This window comes from Brevundimonas sp., assembly GCF_044336875.1.
In the GTDB taxonomy this organism is placed as follows: domain Bacteria; phylum Pseudomonadota; class Alphaproteobacteria; order Caulobacterales; family Caulobacteraceae; genus Brevundimonas.
On record NZ_JBIIOP010000014.1, the window covers coordinates 56,577 to 72,785 of the forward strand.

At 70.7% G+C, this 16,209-nt stretch carries 11 protein-coding genes; 3 read left to right on the forward strand and 8 right to left on the reverse strand.

From position 1 onward, the window contains the following. Positions 1 to 8: 8 nt before the first annotated feature. The gene (locus ACIQ1T_RS14655; protein ID WP_395945286.1) at positions 9 to 1,283 is read left to right on the forward strand and encodes a bifunctional folylpolyglutamate synthase/dihydrofolate synthase; all 1,275 of its coding nucleotides are present in this window, start codon (positions 9 to 11) and stop codon (positions 1,281 to 1,283) included. Positions 1,284 to 1,464: 181 nt separating this feature from the next. Here ACIQ1T_RS14655 and ACIQ1T_RS14660 read toward each other — a convergent pair whose 3' ends face one another. From ACIQ1T_RS14660 to ACIQ1T_RS14695, 8 genes are all read right to left on the reverse strand, one after another. After that, positions 1,465 to 1,662, reverse strand: a complete 198-nt coding sequence (locus ACIQ1T_RS14660) for a hypothetical protein (RefSeq protein WP_395945287.1) — start codon at positions 1,660 to 1,662, stop codon at positions 1,465 to 1,467. A 76-nt stretch (positions 1,663 to 1,738) separates the two neighbouring features. Then, a complete protein-coding gene (gene trxA, locus ACIQ1T_RS14665) occupies positions 1,739 to 2,074 on the reverse strand; it encodes a thioredoxin (RefSeq protein ID WP_008259544.1) in 336 nt (111 codons plus the stop codon). Between the two features lie 120 nt (positions 2,075 to 2,194). Continuing rightward, the gene (gene addA / locus ACIQ1T_RS14670) at positions 2,195 to 5,617 is read right to left on the reverse strand and encodes a double-strand break repair helicase AddA (protein ID WP_395945288.1); all 3,423 of its coding nucleotides are present in this window, start codon (positions 5,615 to 5,617) and stop codon (positions 2,195 to 2,197) included. Then, positions 5,614 to 8,682, reverse strand: a complete 3,069-nt coding sequence (gene addB, locus ACIQ1T_RS14675; protein ID WP_395945289.1) for a double-strand break repair protein AddB — start codon at positions 8,680 to 8,682, stop codon at positions 5,614 to 5,616. The genes addA and addB overlap by 4 nt, the downstream gene beginning before the upstream one ends. Continuing rightward, positions 8,679 to 9,371, reverse strand: coding sequence for an N-acetylmuramate alpha-1-phosphate uridylyltransferase MurU (gene murU, locus ACIQ1T_RS14680; RefSeq protein ID WP_395945312.1), 693 nt, complete (start codon positions 9,369 to 9,371; stop codon positions 8,679 to 8,681). Before murU ends, addB begins: the two co-directional genes overlap by 4 nt. 61 nt (positions 9,372 to 9,432) lie before the next feature. Then, positions 9,433 to 10,530, reverse strand: coding sequence for an N-acetylmuramate/N-acetylglucosamine kinase AmgK (gene amgK, locus ACIQ1T_RS14685; protein WP_395945290.1), 1,098 nt, complete (start codon positions 10,528 to 10,530; stop codon positions 9,433 to 9,435). Continuing rightward, positions 10,517 to 10,975 (reverse strand): tRNA (adenosine(37)-N6)-threonylcarbamoyltransferase complex ATPase subunit type 1 TsaE, encoded by a 459-nt coding sequence (tsaE, locus tag ACIQ1T_RS14690; RefSeq protein WP_395945291.1) that lies wholly within the window; start codon positions 10,973 to 10,975, stop codon positions 10,517 to 10,519. The genes amgK and tsaE overlap by 14 nt, the downstream gene beginning before the upstream one ends. Continuing rightward, positions 10,972 to 11,826 carry a GNAT family N-acetyltransferase gene (locus ACIQ1T_RS14695; RefSeq protein WP_395945292.1) on the reverse strand — a complete coding sequence of 285 codons (855 nt, stop codon included), beginning with the start codon at positions 11,824 to 11,826 and terminating at the stop codon, positions 10,972 to 10,974. Before ACIQ1T_RS14695 ends, tsaE begins: the two co-directional genes overlap by 4 nt. A gap of 116 nt (positions 11,827 to 11,942) precedes the next feature. Between ACIQ1T_RS14695 and ACIQ1T_RS14700 the strand changes: the two genes are divergently transcribed. Both ACIQ1T_RS14700 and ACIQ1T_RS14705 read left to right on the forward strand, forming a co-directional pair. After that, positions 11,943 to 14,018 (forward strand): prolyl oligopeptidase family serine peptidase, encoded by a 2,076-nt coding sequence (locus tag ACIQ1T_RS14700; RefSeq protein WP_395945293.1) that lies wholly within the window; start codon positions 11,943 to 11,945, stop codon positions 14,016 to 14,018. Positions 14,019 to 14,086: 68 nt separating this feature from the next. Continuing rightward, the gene (locus ACIQ1T_RS14705) at positions 14,087 to 16,198 is read left to right on the forward strand and encodes a prolyl oligopeptidase family serine peptidase (RefSeq protein WP_395945294.1); all 2,112 of its coding nucleotides are present in this window, start codon (positions 14,087 to 14,089) and stop codon (positions 16,196 to 16,198) included. Positions 16,199 to 16,209: the final 11 nt, after the last annotated feature.

Here is a 16,209-nt window from a genome sequence, read left to right on the forward strand (position 1 = left end):
GGAGACGGATGGATCCCGTCTCCGAACGTCTACGTGCGCGCCACCCCCAGCGGATCGACCTGTCGCTGGAAAGAATGCAGGCGCTCTGCGCCGCCTTGGGCGACCCGCAGCATCGGCTGCCGCCGGTGGTCCATGTGGCGGGCACCAACGGCAAGGGGTCGACCGTGGCCATGATCCGCGCCATCGCCGAGGCGGCGGGCTTGCGGGTTCACGCCTATACCTCGCCCCATCTGGTGCGGTTCAACGAGCGGATCCGCCTAGCCGGAAACCTGATCGAGGACGATCAGCTGAACGCCATCCTCGACCGGATCGAGGCGGTGTCCGGCGAGGCCACCGTGTTCGAAAGCACGACCGCCGCCGCCTTCGTGGCCATGGCCGAGACCCCGGCCGACCTGGCCATCGTCGAGGTCGGGCTGGGCGGGGTTCTGGATGCGACCAATGTGATCGAGCGGCCGCTGCTGAGCGTGATCGCGCCGGTCGATTACGACCATGCGGAGTTTCTGGGCACGGACCTGGCGGGGATCGCGGCCGAAAAGGCCGGGGTGCTGAAGGCGGGGGCCCCAGGTGTGATCGCGCGCCAGCAGGAGGTGGCCATGGCGGCCATCGAGCGGGCGGCTCAGGCGGTTCATGCGCCTCTGACGGTCATGGGCGTGGACTTCGACGCCTGGGCCGAGCGCGGCGGCCTGGTGTTCCAGAACCAGGAACGGTTCCTGGACCTCCCGTCGCCGGGCCTGGCGGGCGCGCATCAGATCGACAACGCCGGGGTGGCCATCGCCGCCGCCCTGGAACTGGACCTGCCCGAGACGGCCATCGTCGAGGGTTTGAAGGCGGTGCGCTGGCCGGCGCGGCTGCAGCGGGTCGTCGGCGGCCCCTATGGCGAGGCGGCGCGGGCGGCGGATGCGGAACTGTGGCTGGACGGCGGGCATAATCCCCACGCCGGACGCGCGCTGGCGGCCTTTCTGGCTGAGCGTCAGGCGCGGGCGCCGCGTCCCCTGGCCCTGATCTGCGCCATGCTGTCGAACAAGGACGCGGGCGGATTCTTCGCCGCGCTGAAAGAGACGGGGGCGACGGTGTTCACGGTCGGCTTCGACGGGACGGCGGCGGATCCCGCGGCCCTGGCGGCCGTGGCGCGCGGGCATGGGCTGGCGGCGACGCCGGCCGGATCGGTGGGCGAGGCGCTGGACATGGCGTTGCGGTTCGGCGCGGGCCGGGTGGCGATCTGCGGATCGCTGTATCTGGCGGGGGAGGTGCTGGGCGCCAGCCGGGAAACGTGGCCGGATTGACGAGGCCTTGAGTTCTCCCTCCCCGTTCGGGGAGGGTGGCCGAGCGCAGCGAGGTCGGGTGGGGGCGGCCGAACGAAACCCCCACAGACCTGTCCTGGATCTGGCAGTGCGGCCTTGCCGGCCGCCCCCACCCCGTCGCTTCGCGACGACCCTCCCCGGAGCGGGGAGGGAGACTATTTATCTACTTGCTCATCCAGGGCCGCGACTTGCCCGCCGCGATCCGGGCGTTCTGTTCGCGCTGGAACCGGCCGCCGCGCGGGGCCTTGGGCCTGGCGTCGAACCTGGCGTTCTTCAGGCGCAGGGCGCGCTGGACGGGGGTTTCGCCCGGAATTTCCTCGTCGGGAAGCGGGGTGGGGATCGGCTGGTCTTCGTCGCTCATGGCGGCATCCTAGCATGAAAAACGCCCGCCGGTCGGAACCGGCGGGCGCTTGATCTTCAACGGCGCGTCGAAGGGATCAGGCGTCGGCCTTGACGCCGGCCTCGGCCAGCCATTCGACGATCTTGCCCTTGGGCATGGCGCCGACCTTCATCGAGGTCATCTGGCCGTCCTTGAACAGCATCAGGGTCGGGATGCCCTTCACGCCCAGCTTGGACGGGGTCATGGGGCTGTCGTCGATGTTGATCTTGGCCACGGTGACCTGGCCGCCCAGTTCGTCGGCGATCTGTTCCAGCGCCGGGCCGATCTGCTTGCAGGGGCCGCACCACTCGGCCCAGAAGTCCACCAGGACGGGGGTCGAGGATTTCAGGACGTCGGCGTCAAAGCTCTCGTCGGTGACTTTTACAGTCGCCATGGGATGGCTCCTTGGGGCGCTATCGCTCGGCCTGCGGGGCCTCGCTGCATGAGCGCGTGTTGGTGTTGGTCCGGATCCGTCCGGGTTCAGTCGCAGATGTGGGAGCGAATCGCGGGCAATTCAACCGCCCTCGAGCGCCGCGTCCAGCAGGGCCTGCGGAACCGGCATCAGTTTCGGTCCGTCGGTCCAGACCAGGGCGGCTTCGACCGGACGGTCGGGATAGAGGCGTCTCAGCACCGCCACATAGACGGCGGCCTGCAGCACATAGGCGGCGTCGACGGCCTCGACGGCGTCGGGGGCTGGGCGGTTGGTCTTGTAATCGACCACCAGCACCCGGTCGGGCGTGACCACCAGCCGGTCGATCCGGCCGTTGATGGAGACGCCGGGCGGCAGGCTCGGCGCGGATCCGGTCAGGGCGACCTCGGCGCGGGAGCCCTGGCCGAAGACGGGGGCGAACCGGGCGTCGTCCAGCACCGAGAAGGCGGCGGCGATCATTTCGGCGCGCTGGGCCTCGTCGAGATCGGTCTCGCGGGCCAGCAGGCGCCGGGCTGCGTCAGAACGGTCGGCGGGGGCGATCTCGGGCAGGCGTTCCAGCAGACGGTGGATCAGGTCGCCGCGTCGGAACCGGCCCAGCGACGCGCCGCCGGCCGCGCTGCGGGCCAGGGGCGAGGGGGCGGGGATGCGGATGGAGCCCTCCATCCGCGACGGCGAGGCGAAGCGGGCGGCGGCGTCGGCGGGCGGGGCGGCGGCGGCCCAGCCGGGCAGGGGGGCGGCCTCGCGCGTCACGGCGTCGGCGCGGGGCCGGGTCTCGGGATCGACGCCGTAGCGGCGCACCCCGTTGTCGACCTCGCGCACCTGGGCGCCCAGACGGTCGAAGGTCTCCTCGATGAGGGACCACCAGCTGCCGGCCTCGGCGCCCCGGCTGGAGGCGCGGCCCATGACGATGATCCGGTCGCGGGCGCGGGTCAGGGCCACATAGAGCAGGCGCAGGGTCTCGTCGTCGGTGCGGGTCTGGCGCGCCGCACGAGCGTCGGCCGAGGCGGGGCAGTCGTCCTTCGCCGAGCCGGGGGCCATCAGCCAGGCCTCGCCCTCGTCTTCGCCGACAACGGCGGGCATCAGGGACGGACCCTGGGCCTTCGCCTTCATCGTGGTGTCGGGCAGGATGACGATGGGCGCCTCCAGCCCCTTGGCGCCGTGGACGGTCATGACGCGGACCTCGCCACGCGCCCCTTCCAGTTCGCGCTTCACCTCGACGTCGGCGGCCTCCAGCTGGGCCAGACAGGTCTCCAGATCGACGGCGCCTCGGTTCTCGGCGGCCAGGACCTGGTTCAGGGTCTCGTCTATGGCCTCCTCGGCCTCGCGGCCCAGCCGGGCCAGGATGCGGGCGCGGCCCGAACGGCCGGTGTCGTCCACCCGCGTCAGGGCCTGGGCGAAGAAGGCGAAGGGATCGCCGCCGCGCGCGTCTATGGCGGCCTGAAGCGCGTCGCGGGCGCGGCTCCATTCGGGGCGTTCGGACGCCCGGTCGCGCAGGTCGCGCCATAACTGGCCGGACTTGCGGCCCTCGCGTCCGGCCAGGGCGTAGAGGCCGTCCTCGTCCACATCGCACAGGGGGCTGCGCAGCACCTCGGCCAGGGACAGGTCGTCGTCGGGGAAGAGGGCGAACCGCGCCAGGGCGATCAGGTCGTCAAACACGATGTGGCTGGACAGTTTCAGCCGGTCGGCGCCGGCGACGGGCACGCCCTCGGTCTTCAGCGCCCGGATGATCTCCTCGAAGGTGGCGTCGCGGCGGCGGACCAGAACGATATAGTCGCCGTATCCGGCGGCGCGCCGCCCCCCGGCCTTGCGGTCGAAGACGGCGAGGCCGGTCTCGACCTGACGGCGGATCTCGCGGGCCAGGTCGCGGGCCAGCCGCTTGCGGGCGCTGCCGGCGCTCTCCTGATCGACCGGATCGTCCCAGGCGTCGGTTTCGGGCGCGGGCTCGTCGACGAACAGGGGCCACAGGTCGATTGCGCCGTGCTCGCCGACCCGGGCGGGGATGTGGCGGGCGATGTCGCCTTGCGGGCCGGTCAGGGCGCGGGTGCGGTCGGGATCGGCGAAGACGGCGTCGACGAAAGACAGCACCTCCTCAGTCGAACGATAGGAGGTGTTCAACTCCGGCCCGGCGAAGGGTTCGCCGGCCCCCTCGGACAGGGCCAGGAATTTCGACCGCTTCTGCCGCAACTGTTCGGGCCGGGCGCCCTGGAAGGAATAGATCGACTGTTTCTCGTCGCCGACGGCGAAGACGGTGCGGCCGGACTTTTCGCCCGAGTAGAATTCGCCGGTCAGGGCCTCGACGATATCCCACTGGTCGGGGGCGGTGTCCTGGGCCTCGTCGATCAGGACGTGTTCGACCCCGCCATCCAGCTTGTACAGCACCCAGGCGGCGGCCTTCTCCCGCGTCAGCAGGGCGACCGCGCGGGCGACCAGATCGGGAAAGTCCAGGGCGCCGCGCTGGGCCTTGGCGTTTTCGTAGAAGGCGGCGTGGGCGCGGGCCAGGGTCAGGACCTTGACCGTGTCGTCGGCGATCCGCGCCTTGCGCAGGGCCTCGCGGGTGGCGAGGAATTTGGCTTGCAGATCGACCAGCCAGCCGACCGCCCCCTGGGGCGCCGACTTGGTGCCCATGCTTTTCCTGGGCTCGCCCGCCTGGGTGCAGAAGACGCCCGCCAGGGCCGCGAACCCGGCGTAGGGCGGGGCGGCGACGCTCATGGCGTCGGCGATCTTGCGGTCGTTGGTCGAGCCGGTCTCCATGGCCTCGGCCATGCGGTTCCATTCAGCGGGATCGAGGAAGGCGACGAAGTCCCGTTCCAGATCCTCCGGGCTGCGGTCGCGCTCGGCGCCGGTCAGACGCCAGGGATCGGGGGCGGTCCCGGCCTCGGCCCGGTCCACATAGTCCAGCAGATCGGCGCGCTTGGCCTCGATCATCGACAGCAGCGCCTGGAAGCGCTGCCAGTCCAGTTCGACGGCGAAATGGCTGTAGGCCTGGCCGATGGGGCCGTCCGGGTCGGCGACGGCGGCGCGGGCCAGATCCTCGCGCGCCGAATGGCTGAGGGCGGTGGCAGCCTGGTCTTCGAGCACGGTGAAGCGGGGCGAGACCCCGGCCTCCAGCGGGAAACGGCGCAGCAGCTTCTCGCAGAAGGCGTGCAGGGTCTGGATCTTCAGCCCGCCCGGCGTCTCCAGAGCGCGGGCGAACAGTTTGCGGGCGCGGGAGAGGGCTGCGTGGTCCAGAACGGCCGGGTCGCCGTCGTCCAGCCGGGCCAGTTCGCGCGACAGACTCTCGTCGTCCAACACGGCCCAGCCGCCCAGTTGGTCGAACAGTCGCGCCTGCATCTCGGCGGCGGCGGCCTTGGTGTAAGTGACGCACAGGATGGCGCCGGGGTCGACCCGGTCCAGCAGCAGTCGCGCCACCCGATTGACCAGGGTGGTGGTCTTGCCCGATCCGGCGTTGGCGGTGACGAAGACGGTCAGGCGCGGATCGGCGGCGACGATCTGGGGGGAGGTGCTCATTCGCCGTCGTCTCCGTCGCCGATGACGGACCATTCCCAGACGCGGGCCAGATGGTCGTAGTTGCCGCCCTGGTTGCCCATGAACTGGGGCGCGGCCCAAGAGATGTAGGGCGTGTTCTCGTCGTCGAACCGCTCGACGCGGCGTTTCAGTCCGTCCAGCGCCGCCTGGGCCAGGTCGGCGGCCTCGGCGCCCGAGGCGCGGGTGATCACCTCGCCCGCCGTCTTGCGGCCGACGACGCGGACATAGGTCAGTTCATCGGGCGTGACCGGGCCGTTGGTCCGCTCGAAACCGCCGTCGGCCAGGATGGCGGCCGTCAGGGTCAGTTGCGGGGCGAAGCCGGACTTGACCTGTTTGGCGCTGGGGGCGGCGCCGGTCTTGAAGTCCATGACGGCGGCCCCGTCCGACGCCAGCTCGATCCGGTCGGCGAAGGCCTTTACGGTGAAGGGGCCGGCCGGGGCGTCGAAGCTCATGACGCCCTGCTGTTCGACCAGGATGTCGACGCCGCGTGCGCGACGGCGGCGCTCGAACTCGGTCAGCCAGCGGGCGGCGTTTTTGGCCAGGGGGGCTTCGCGGGCCATGGCCACATCCTCGAAGCCGCGTTCGCCCAGTTCGCGCAGCAGATGGCCGTGCAGCAGGGCTTCTGCGTCATCGGGCAGGACGTCGGGCCAGTCCAGCGTCAGCCGCTCTACGGCGGCGTGGACGGCGTTACCGCGCGCCAGGGCCTCGGCCGAGGCCCCGGGCCGTTCCATGGCGTCCAGTCCCAGCACCCACAGGGCATAGACGGCGTAGGGGTCGCGGACCCAGCGTTCGATCCGGGTGACATAGAGGCTGCGCGGGCGGCGATGCACCGGCGGGCGCGGCTCGGGCCGTCTGGCGAACTGGGGCGGCCCGGGCGGCGGGGCGTCCAGGGCGCGGGCCCAGTCGAGCACGGTCGTCGGGCGGGCGATGGCGACGGGGGTCTCGGGCGCGTCGGCCCCGCGCGTCAGCATCTCCAGCCGCCACAGCCAGCGTGAGCGCACGGCGGGCTGGCCGCCGCGACGTTCGCTGTGGATCAGCACCACCTCGTCGGCGCAGGCGGCCTGGACGAAGTCCTGCGCCGTCTGGCCCAGACGGCGCTCGGGCGGAGGCAGGTCCAGGGCCTTGCGCATCGGCCGCGACAGGAAGGGATCGGTCGGGGCGGCCTGGGGCCAGACGCCTTCCTCCAGCCCGGCTAAAATCATCCGGTCGGCGCGGACCAGACGGGCCTCGATGGCGCCCAGAATCCGCAGCGACGGATGGGTGGCGCCGCCGGTCCGCACCACGGTCTCCTTGACCAGGGCGGCGACCAGTTCGGCCAGTTCGGCGCGACGGACCTTGCCCAGTGATGCTCCGCCCTCGATCAGGCCGGACAGGAGGCCGGCGGCGGCCTCGCCGTCGGGACCGGCCCAGACGTCCTGGCCGGCCAGCTCTTCGATCAGCCGGGTCAGGGCCGAGGCGGCCAGATTCAGTTCGGCGTCCGGGGTGAAGCCAGCGGTGGCGGCCTCGACGGCGGTTTGCAGCAGGTCGACCAAACGGGTCGCGGCGGACAGCCGGGCCTGTTTCCACTCGGGCGGAGCCTTGCCGCGCCGGTCGGGCTGGACCGCCTCCAGCAGGCGGCGGCGAACGGCGGCGAAGTCGCGCGGCCGGGGGCCGCGCAGGGCGTGCTCCTCCAGGGCGGCGACGGCGGCGGGCTGAGCGGCCTCGCCCAGATCGAACCGGACCAGCGGATGTTTGATGACCGCCAGCAGCAGATGGGGCTGGACCGGATCGGCGACCCACCGGGCGCACAGATCGACCAGGGCGCCGGCGGGCAGGCGGGACAGGGGGCTGCCGGCCGAGGAATCGGGGATGACGCCCCAGCGTTCCAGACGGGCGGCGACGCGGCGGCCCAGGGCCTGATCCGGGGTGACCAGGGCGCAGGTCTTGCCGGGCGTCTCCAGCGTCTCGCGCATCATCAGGGCGATGGCGGCGGCGGCCTCTTCCTCGGCGCGGACGGTCAGCAGGGACAGGCCCTGCAGGCCCTCGGCGATGGGGTCGCGGGCCTCGCCGCGCGCGACGGCGGCGGCGCGAATGTCGCGGATGGCCCCGCGCCAGTCGTCGGTGGCCTCGGCCGGGCGCAGGGCCTCGTTGACCAGTCGCTGACGGGCCAGACCGCGCGCCTCGACGGCGGGGGTGACGGCGGGTTTGAACCAGGGACGGACCTGGTCGCGGGCGACGTCGGCCCGGTCCAGCAGGCGTTTCATCGCGCTCTGCGGATGCTGTTCGTCCAGCCGATCCCAGACGCCGGTGTCTAGGTCGAGGTCCAGACCGGGCAGGACGACGCAGCCCAGGGGCGCCCTGGCCACGGCCTTCAGCACCTCGGCGGCGGCGGGGACGGTGCCGGTCGAACCGGCGGCGATCACCGGCTGGGTCGGGGGCTCGCGGTCCCACAGTTCGGCGAGGCGACGCAGCAGGGTGGCGCGCCGCCAGGCAGGGTCGACCAGACCCAGTTCGGCCAGACGCTTCGGCCAGGCCTCGACCGCCAGACCCAGGAACTTCGCCGACTTCTCCCAGTGTTCGGCCATTTCGCCGTCGACGAGGGTTGCGATCCGTTCGGGGTTTTCGACCTCCTCCAGCTGGCAGGAATCGAGGAAGCCGCCCAGCGCATCCGCCAGGTCCAGCGCCCGCATCGGGGTCAGGCCGGGGTCGAACTGTTCGACGATCATCCGCGCCATCTCGAACCGCCGGGTCAGGGCGGGGATGGCGGGCGGCAGATCGAGGCCGAGGGCGCCGGGGGTGAAGGGGGGCTCGTCCTCCTCCAGATCGCCCAGAGGCCGCACCTGGGGCAGCAGGACCGGCCGGTCGCCCGACAGTTTCGACAGGGCGCCGGTGAAGGCGCGGGCGGCGCGGCGGTTGGGCAGCAGTATGGTGGCGTCGGACAGGGTCTCGGGCGGCAGTTCGCCCAGCCAAGCCAGGACGCCGGCGGCCAGGTCCTCGAGGAACGGCCGGTGCGCGGGGATGGCGTACCAGCGGGGAATGGCCCCTTCGAAGGGATCGAAGGCCGTCACCCTTCCTGCGCCAGTTTCGCCTCGGCCTGATCCCGCGCCTGCGGGTCGCCGACGTGCATCCAGTCGCCGTCCAGCACGCAGCCGAACAGCCGCCCTTCGGCGGCCGACTTGCGCCACAGGGGGCTGAGGGAGAAGGGGCCGTCCGGGCCGTTGTCGGCGTATCCCGGCCGGGTGATGTGGACGCCCATATAGGCGTAGGGCGCGCTGTCGGCCGCGCCGCGGAAGGCCAGGCCGCCGTCGTCCCTCAGGAAGAAGTCGCCGTCGCCCTCGAAACCGATGGCGCCCTCGCGTCTGGCCAGCAGCAGGGCGGCGTCCATCTTCGTCGGGTCCCACAGACGGACCAGGTCGCCCAGGGCGTCGCCCTTGTCCGTCCAGACGCTGTCGATATTGGCGACGAAGACGGGGGCGCCGCCCAGCAGGGGATGGGCCTTCTTCAGGCCGCCGCCGGTCTCCAGCAGTTCGTCGCGCTCGTCGGAGATGACGATCCGGGGCGCGGTCCGCCGGGCCAGATGTCCCTCCAGCCGGTCGGCGAACCAGTGGACGTTGACCACGGCCTTTTCGATCCCGGCCTCGACCAGACGGTCCAGCACATGGTCGATCAGGGCGCGGCCTTGCACCTCGACCAGGGCCTTGGGTCGGTCGTCGGTCAGGGGACGCATCCGGGTGCCCAGGCCGGCGGCCAGCACCATGGCGGTCTTGGGCGCGATCTTGTGGCTCATGCGCGGACCCGCTTTCTTTTGGACGTCGCGCTCATCCGCGCGCCTCGGGAGGAACATGGCGGTCGAACCAGCGGGCGACGGGCGCCAGGGCCGGTTGTTCCAGATTGGCGTTCAGATGCCGCCACATGCGCGGCAGGAACTGGCGATAGCGGGGCTTGCCGTCGCGGGCGATCAGCCGGGCGAAGACGCCGATGATCCGCGCCTCGTTCAGGGCGGCGAGCCCGGCGTAATCGGCCATGAAGGCGGCCCGGTCCACGCCGGGGCGCAGGGCGAAATAGCGGTCCAGGGCCTCGGCCTCCAGGGCGGGGGAGACGTCGCGGCGGGCGTCCTGCAGCAGGGAGTGCAGATCCCAGGACGGGTGGGCGTGCACCGCGTCCTGGAAGTCGATCAGGCCGACACGGGCGGCGCCGTCGCGCTCGGGCAGCCAGATCAGGTTCTCGGCGTGATAGTCCCGGTGGGCCATGACCGAGGCGCCGGCCGCGCCCGAGGCGACGATGGGCGCCCAGGCCTCGCGCCAGTCGGCGACGACGGCGGCGTCGAAGGCGACGCGGTCGTCGAACCGGGGCAGCCATTCGACGAACAGATCGGCCCCGCCCTGCAGCGCCGTCTCGTCATAGGTCAGCAGGGGCCAGTCGCCGCCGGGGCCGGTCAGGACCTCGGGCGGGGTTCCGGCGTCGTGCAGGGTCGCCAGGGCCTCGATGGCGGTCAGATAGAGGGGCGTCTCGTCGGCGCCGGCCTCGATGACGCGGGCGAACAGGGCGTCGCCGAAATCCTCCAGCACGGCCAGGCCGTTCGGCGCGTCCAGGGCCGGGATGGCGGGGGCGGACAGGCCCAGCGACTTCAGATGGGCGGCGACGGCGGCGAAGGCCTCGATCCGTCCGGCCGACAGGCGGGCGACGGCGTTCCAGCCGGCGGCGCGGCGTTGCTCCGGCGTCCAGGCCGGATCGGCGGGCGGGCTCTCGGCGGCCGGGGCCTGGTCCATCAGCATCAGGGACGGGCCCGCGACCGGGGTCAGCCGCTCGTAACGCCGCGTCGAGGCGTCGCCGGGCAGGGGGGCGCGGGCGGCCTCGGCCAGGCCAGCGCGGTTCAAGAAGTCGAGGCGAAGCTGTTCGCGATCAGAGGTGGACATGGTCGATCAGGTCTTCCCACCGGCCTGCGCCAGAAACGGACGCAAGGCGGCCGTCGCCTTGCTCGGAAATTTCAATGACTAGCCGGTCCGGCCCCAGGAAACGCCCCGGCGCCTCGCCCAGCCGCTCGGGCCATTCGATGATCGCGCAGCCGTCGTCCAGAGCCTCGTCCAGCCCGACCTCGAAGGCCTCCTCGGGCCGGGTCAGGCGATAGAGGTCGAAATGGGCGACGGGCGGGTCGGATTCGTAGAACTGGACCAGGGTGAAGGTCGGGCTGGGCACGTCCTCGTCAGGCGTGGTCAGGACGCGGATCAGGCCGCGCGCCAGGGTCGATTTGCCCATGCCGAGCGGTCCGTACAGAAGCACGCTGTCCCCCGCCCGCAGCAGGGGGGCGATAACCTGGCCCAGGCGGGTGGTGGCTTCGGCGTCGTTCAGAACCAGCTTCATGCGAACACCGCGTCAGGATCGGCGGCCAGGGTGCGTTCGGTGAAATGTTTGAGCGCCTCGGTGGCCCTGGCGGCGTCCACGTCCAGTCGTTCGGCCGGGATCGGCAGGCCGACGTCGACGCCGAACGGCCGGTTCGCCTTGTTCAGCAGTTCGTGGAACAGGGTGACGTCCCGCAACTCCTGCGAGACCTTGTCGAACAGGTGGAACAGCCGGCTGTAGGGGCCGGTGACGTGCATCGGCACGACCGGGGCGTCGTACTTGCGCGCCATCGAGGCGGCGGTCGGGGCCCATTCGGGGTCGGTCAGCAGGCCGTTCTTCTCGCGCGCCAGTCGGCCGGCGGGGAACATGACGACGCAGCGTTCGGCCTCGAAGGCCTCCCTGGCGGCGTTCAGGGTGGCGCGGGTCTTTTCGCGGGTGCGTTTCTCGTGGACCCATTCGACCGGGATGATGGTCTCGTTCAGGCGGGGCGAGACGCGGATGGCGTCGGCGTTGGCGAAGAAGATCATGTCGCCCCGCCTCTGGCGGATCGCGTCGAAGACCGCGACCCCGTCGGCGATGCCGGTCGGGTGGTTGCAGACCACGACGCAGCGGCCGGTCGCGGGCAGGCGGTCCAGATTGGTCGTCGTCACCTGCAGTTTCAGCAGATCGGAGACGTAGTCGAAGGTCCCGGCGCCCGACAGGGGCTGGATGGCGTCGGCCATCCGCACCGCCGCCCCATAACCCAGCACGCCATAGAGGGCCGGCCGCACCACGGGCCACAGGGGCGAGGCGGTCAGGCGCGGCGCGCGTTCGGCGATTAGCACATCGACGATGTGCGGTTGTCGCTTGGCGGGAAGAGAGGCTGAATCCATGGAAGTCCGCTTGTCGCCGGTTCGCGTCGGCCGGGCAAGATGCGCGGCGTCCTGTACGCTTGGCGATCCGATGGCTGCCCCCTATCAAGGTCGCAGAACCTGTGGGGATTTCAGACATGACGCGTTCACGCTGGATGGCGGCCGCCGCCTTCGGAGCCCTGATGCTGTCGGCCGCGCCGACCTTGGCCCAGGAGGCGACGCCTGTAGCTTCGGCGACCGAGGCCGCCGCGCCGCGTGGTCTGTCCCTGCGTGATCTGGCCATGATGGAACGGGTCAGCGAGCCGCGCGTCTCGCCCGACGGGCGTCGCATCCTCTATGCCGTGCGCACCACCGACTGGGATGGCAACAAGGGCGTGAACAGCCTGTGGCTGGCCGATGCCGCCGGCGGCGAACCGCGCAAACTGGCGATCTCGGAAGGCGGCGTCTCGGGCGCGCGCTGGGCGCCGGACGGCGGGGCGATCTATTTCCTGTCGTCGCGCGGCGGGTCGAACCAGGTCTGGCGCGCCGACGTCGCCGGCATGGCGGCGGCCCAGGTGACGACCCTGCCGTTCGACGTGTCGGGCTTCCGCATCGCCCCGGACGGCAGGTCCCTGGTCCTGGCGGTCTCGGTCTTCGTCGATTGCGACACCCTGGCCTGCACCAAGATCCGGCTGGACGCGCGGGGCAAGTCGACCATCCAGTCCTATGACCGCCTGCCGCTGCGGGACTTCGACCACTGGGTCGATACGCGCCGCACCCATCTGTTCGTCCTGCCGCTGAACGGGTCCGGTCTGGGCGGCGGCGAACCGCGAGATCTGATGACGGGGCTGGACGCCGATGTCTCGGCGGGGGATTCCAGCTTCGACATTTCGCCTGATGGCCGGACCCTGGTCTATGGAACCCAGACGCAGGGGGCGGGCGAGCCCTTCACCAGCAACAGCGACGTCTTCCGCGTCGCTCTGGACGGCGGGGCGCCGGTCAATCTGACCGAGGCCAATACCGGACCGGACGGCAATCCCGTCTTCTCGCCGGACGGACGGCGTCTGGCCTGGCTGTCGGCCCCGCGCGAGAATGTCGGCGGCGATCAGGCGGCGGTCTGGACGGCCAATGCTGACGGCGCGGGCGCCAAGAAGCTGACCGACTGGGATCGCGGCGCGGGCGGGCTTCAGTGGCGCACCGACGGTCGCGCCCTGCTGGTCTCGGCAGCGGACGAGGGGCAGAACCGCCTCTTCTCGGTCGATGCGCGCAGCGGCCGGGTCACGCCCCTGACCGGAAGCGGCACGGTCGGTTCCTACGAGGAGGTCGCGGGGGTTCTGGCCTACGCCCACGAGAGTTTCGTCGCCCCGACCCAGATCTTCGTCCAGACCGGCGGCGAGCCGCGCCAGGTGACGCATCACAACGCCGAGGTCCTGGCCCAGCTGGACCTGCCGAAGGGCGAGGCCTTCACCTTCGCCGGCTGGAACGGCGAGCCGGTCCAGGGCTGGGTGTTCAAGCCGGCCGGGGCGGTGGAAGGGCGTCGCTATCCGGCCGTCTATCTGATCCACGGCGGACCCAAGTCGCCCTGGACCGAGAGCTTCTCCTACCGCTGGAACCCGCAGGTCTATACGGCCGCCGGCTATGCGGTGGTGATGATCAATTTCCACGGCTCGCCCGGCTACGGCCAGGCCTTCACCGACGCCATCAACGACCACTGGGGCGACCGGCCGCTGGAGGATCTGGAGAAGGGCTGGACGGCGGCCCTGATGAACAATCCGTGGATCGACGGCGACCGGGCCTGCGCCCTGGGCGCCTCCTACGGCGGCTATATGGTCAATATGATCGCCGGCAAGTGGAACGGGCCGTGGCGCTGCCTGGTCAATCACGCCGGGGTCTTCGACGTGCCCCAGCTGATGAACGCCATGGACATCGGCAATTTCATCCACGAGTTCGGCGGGCCGAGCTGGGAACGCAAGGCCGTCTATGACGCCTTCAATCCCGAGACCTATGTCGGCGACTGGTCCAAGCCGATGCTGGTGCTGCACGGGTCCAAGGACTTCCGCGTGCCGATGGAACAGGGGCTGGCCACCTTCTCGGCCCTGCAGCGCGAGGGGATCCCCAGCCGCTTCGTCCATGTGCCGGACGAGAACCACTGGGTGCTGAAGCCGCGCACCTGGGTCGACTGGCAGCAGGAAATCCTGGACTGGGTCGGTCGCTATACGGCGCCGGAAGGCTGAGCGGCCCATTGACGCGCCCCGGGACGGTGCTACGCCACGTCGCAGCAAGCTTTGCGAGGAAAGCCCCCATGCGCCACCGCTCCCTTCTGTCCGCCGTCGCCGCCGTCGCTCTGATGAGCGTCGCCGCTCCGGCCCTGGCCCAGACGCCGCCCGCGCCGGTTCCGGCCGCCGCCGCCACGCCCGACGCCTTCACCTATCAGGACATGATCACCGCCAACCGGCTGGGCGATCCGCAGGTGTCGCCGGACGGGCGCTATGTCGTCTATTCGGTGACGACGACGGACGTCGAGGCCAACCGCCGTGCGGGCAGCCTGTGGATGCTGGATCTGCAGAGCCCGGATGTCGCGCCGCGCCGCCTGGCCATCTCGGACCAGGGGGCGAACACCGCGCGCTGGGGCGGGGACGGCAATCTGTATTTCCTGTCGGGCAAGTCGGGCGCCAGTCAGGTCTGGCGCGTGGCCTCGCCGACGGCGGCGCCGGTGCAGGTGACCAATCTGCCGCTGGACGTGAACGCCTATCGGATCAGCCCCTCGGGCGACAAGGTGGCGGTGTCCCTGGCCGTCTATCCCGACGCGGCCGACCTGAACGCCTCGGTCGAGGCCGGCAAGGCCGCCGCCGAGCGCAAGTCGACCGGCCAGGTCTATGACCGGATGTTCGTGCGCCACTGGGACACCTGGAACGACCACACCCAGAACCATCTGTTCGTCCAGTCGATCGGCCGCGACGGCAAGGCGACCGGAACCCCGGCCTGGGTGACCAAGGGTTTCGACGGCGACACCCCGTCCAAGCCGTTCGGCGACGAGAGCGACTTCGTCTTCACCCCGGCGGGCGACTCCATCGTCTTCTCGGCGCGTCTGGCCGGCAAGACCGAGCCGTGGAGCACCAATTTCGATCTGTGGAAGACCAACGGCCTGACCGGCGACGGGACCTTCACCAATCTGACCGACGATAACGACGCCTGGGACGCCGGCCCGGTCTTCTCGCCGGACGGCCGCACCCTGGCCTATCGCGCCATGGCCCGTCCGGGCTTCGAGGCCGACCGTTATCAGATCGTGCTGATGGACGTGGCGACGGGCCAGAAGCGCGAGATCGCCTCGAACTGGGACCGTTCGGCGGACACCCTGCAATGGGCGCGTGACGGCCAGACCCTCTACACCACGGCCGGCGACGTCGGCTCGACCAGGCTGTTCGCCGTGGATACGCGCAACGGCGTGGTGACCCCGATCACCGGGCCCGGCCATGTCTCCGCCTTCCAGCAGACGCCGTCGGGCTTCGTCTTCGCCCAGGATACGCTGAAGGCGCCCAGCGACCTGTATTTCAAGACCTTCCTCGGTCGTGAGATGCCGCGTCGTCTGACCAACGCCAACCCCGCCTTCGACGCCAAACAGTTCGGGGAATACGAGCAGTTCAGCTTCCCAGGCTGGAACAACGAGACGGTCCACGGCTATGTCATCAAGCCGGTCGGCTATGAGGAAGGGAAGAAATATCCGGTCGCCTTCCTGATCCACGGCGGGCCGCAGGGCTCGTTCGGCGACGGCTGGTCCTATCGCTGGAATCCCGAGACCTATGCCGGCGCCGGCTATGCGGTGGTGATGATCGATTTCCACGGTTCGACCGGCTACGGCCAGGGCTTCACCGACGCGATCAGCCAGCACTGGGGCGACCGCCCGCTGGAAGACCTGCAGAAGGGCTGGGCCTACGCCCAGCAGCAATACAGCTTCCTGGACGGCCAGAACGCCTGCGCCCTGGGCGCCTCCTACGGCGGCTATATGATCAACTGGATCGCCGGCAACTGGTCGAATGCGTTCAAATGCCTGGTCAATCACGACGGCGTCTTCGACACCTTCGCCATGGGCTATTCGACCGAAGAACTGTGGTTCACCGAGTGGGAATACGGCGGCACGCCGTGGGACAAGCCGGAGGGCTATCAGAAGTTCAATCCGGCCAATCATGTCGAGAACTGGCGCACGCCCATGCTGGTCGTCCAGGGCGACCTGGACTTCCGCATCCCGACCGCCCAGGGCCTGTCGACCTACACCGCCCTGCAGCGCCGCGGCATCGACAGCCGTCTGGTCGTCTTCCCGAACGAGAACCACTGGGTGCTGAAGCCCGCCAACAGCGTGCAATGGCACGACGAGGTGTTCGGCTGGCTCGACAAATACCTGACCCCGGCCCAGTAGGGCTCGGCCTT

Bases quoted from the DNA above. Each gene is read 5' to 3' on its own strand.
- ACIQ1T_RS14655 (WP_395945286.1), top strand. From the start codon at position 9: ATGGATCCCGTCTCCGAACGTCTACGTGCGCGCCACCCCCAGCGGATC.
- ACIQ1T_RS14660 (WP_395945287.1), bottom strand. From the start codon at position 1,662: ATGAGCGACGAAGACCAGCCGATCCCCACCCCGCTTCCCGACGAGGAA.
- trxA (WP_008259544.1), bottom strand. From the start codon at position 2,074: ATGGCGACTGTAAAAGTCACCGACGAGAGCTTTGACGCCGACGTCCTG.
- addA (WP_395945288.1), bottom strand. From the start codon at position 5,617: ATGAGCACCTCCCCCCAGATCGTCGCCGCCGATCCGCGCCTGACCGTC.
- murU (WP_395945312.1), bottom strand. From the start codon at position 9,371: ATGGTGCTGGCCGCCGGCCTGGGCACCCGGATGCGTCCCCTGACCGAC.
- amgK (WP_395945290.1), bottom strand. From the start codon at position 10,530: ATGTCCACCTCTGATCGCGAACAGCTTCGCCTCGACTTCTTGAACCGC.
- tsaE (WP_395945291.1), bottom strand. From the start codon at position 10,975: ATGAAGCTGGTTCTGAACGACGCCGAAGCCACCACCCGCCTGGGCCAG.
- ACIQ1T_RS14695 (WP_395945292.1), bottom strand. From the start codon at position 11,826: ATGGATTCAGCCTCTCTTCCCGCCAAGCGACAACCGCACATCGTCGAT.
- ACIQ1T_RS14700 (WP_395945293.1), top strand. From the start codon at position 11,943: ATGACGCGTTCACGCTGGATGGCGGCCGCCGCCTTCGGAGCCCTGATG.
- ACIQ1T_RS14705 (WP_395945294.1), top strand. From the start codon at position 14,087: ATGCGCCACCGCTCCCTTCTGTCCGCCGTCGCCGCCGTCGCTCTGATG.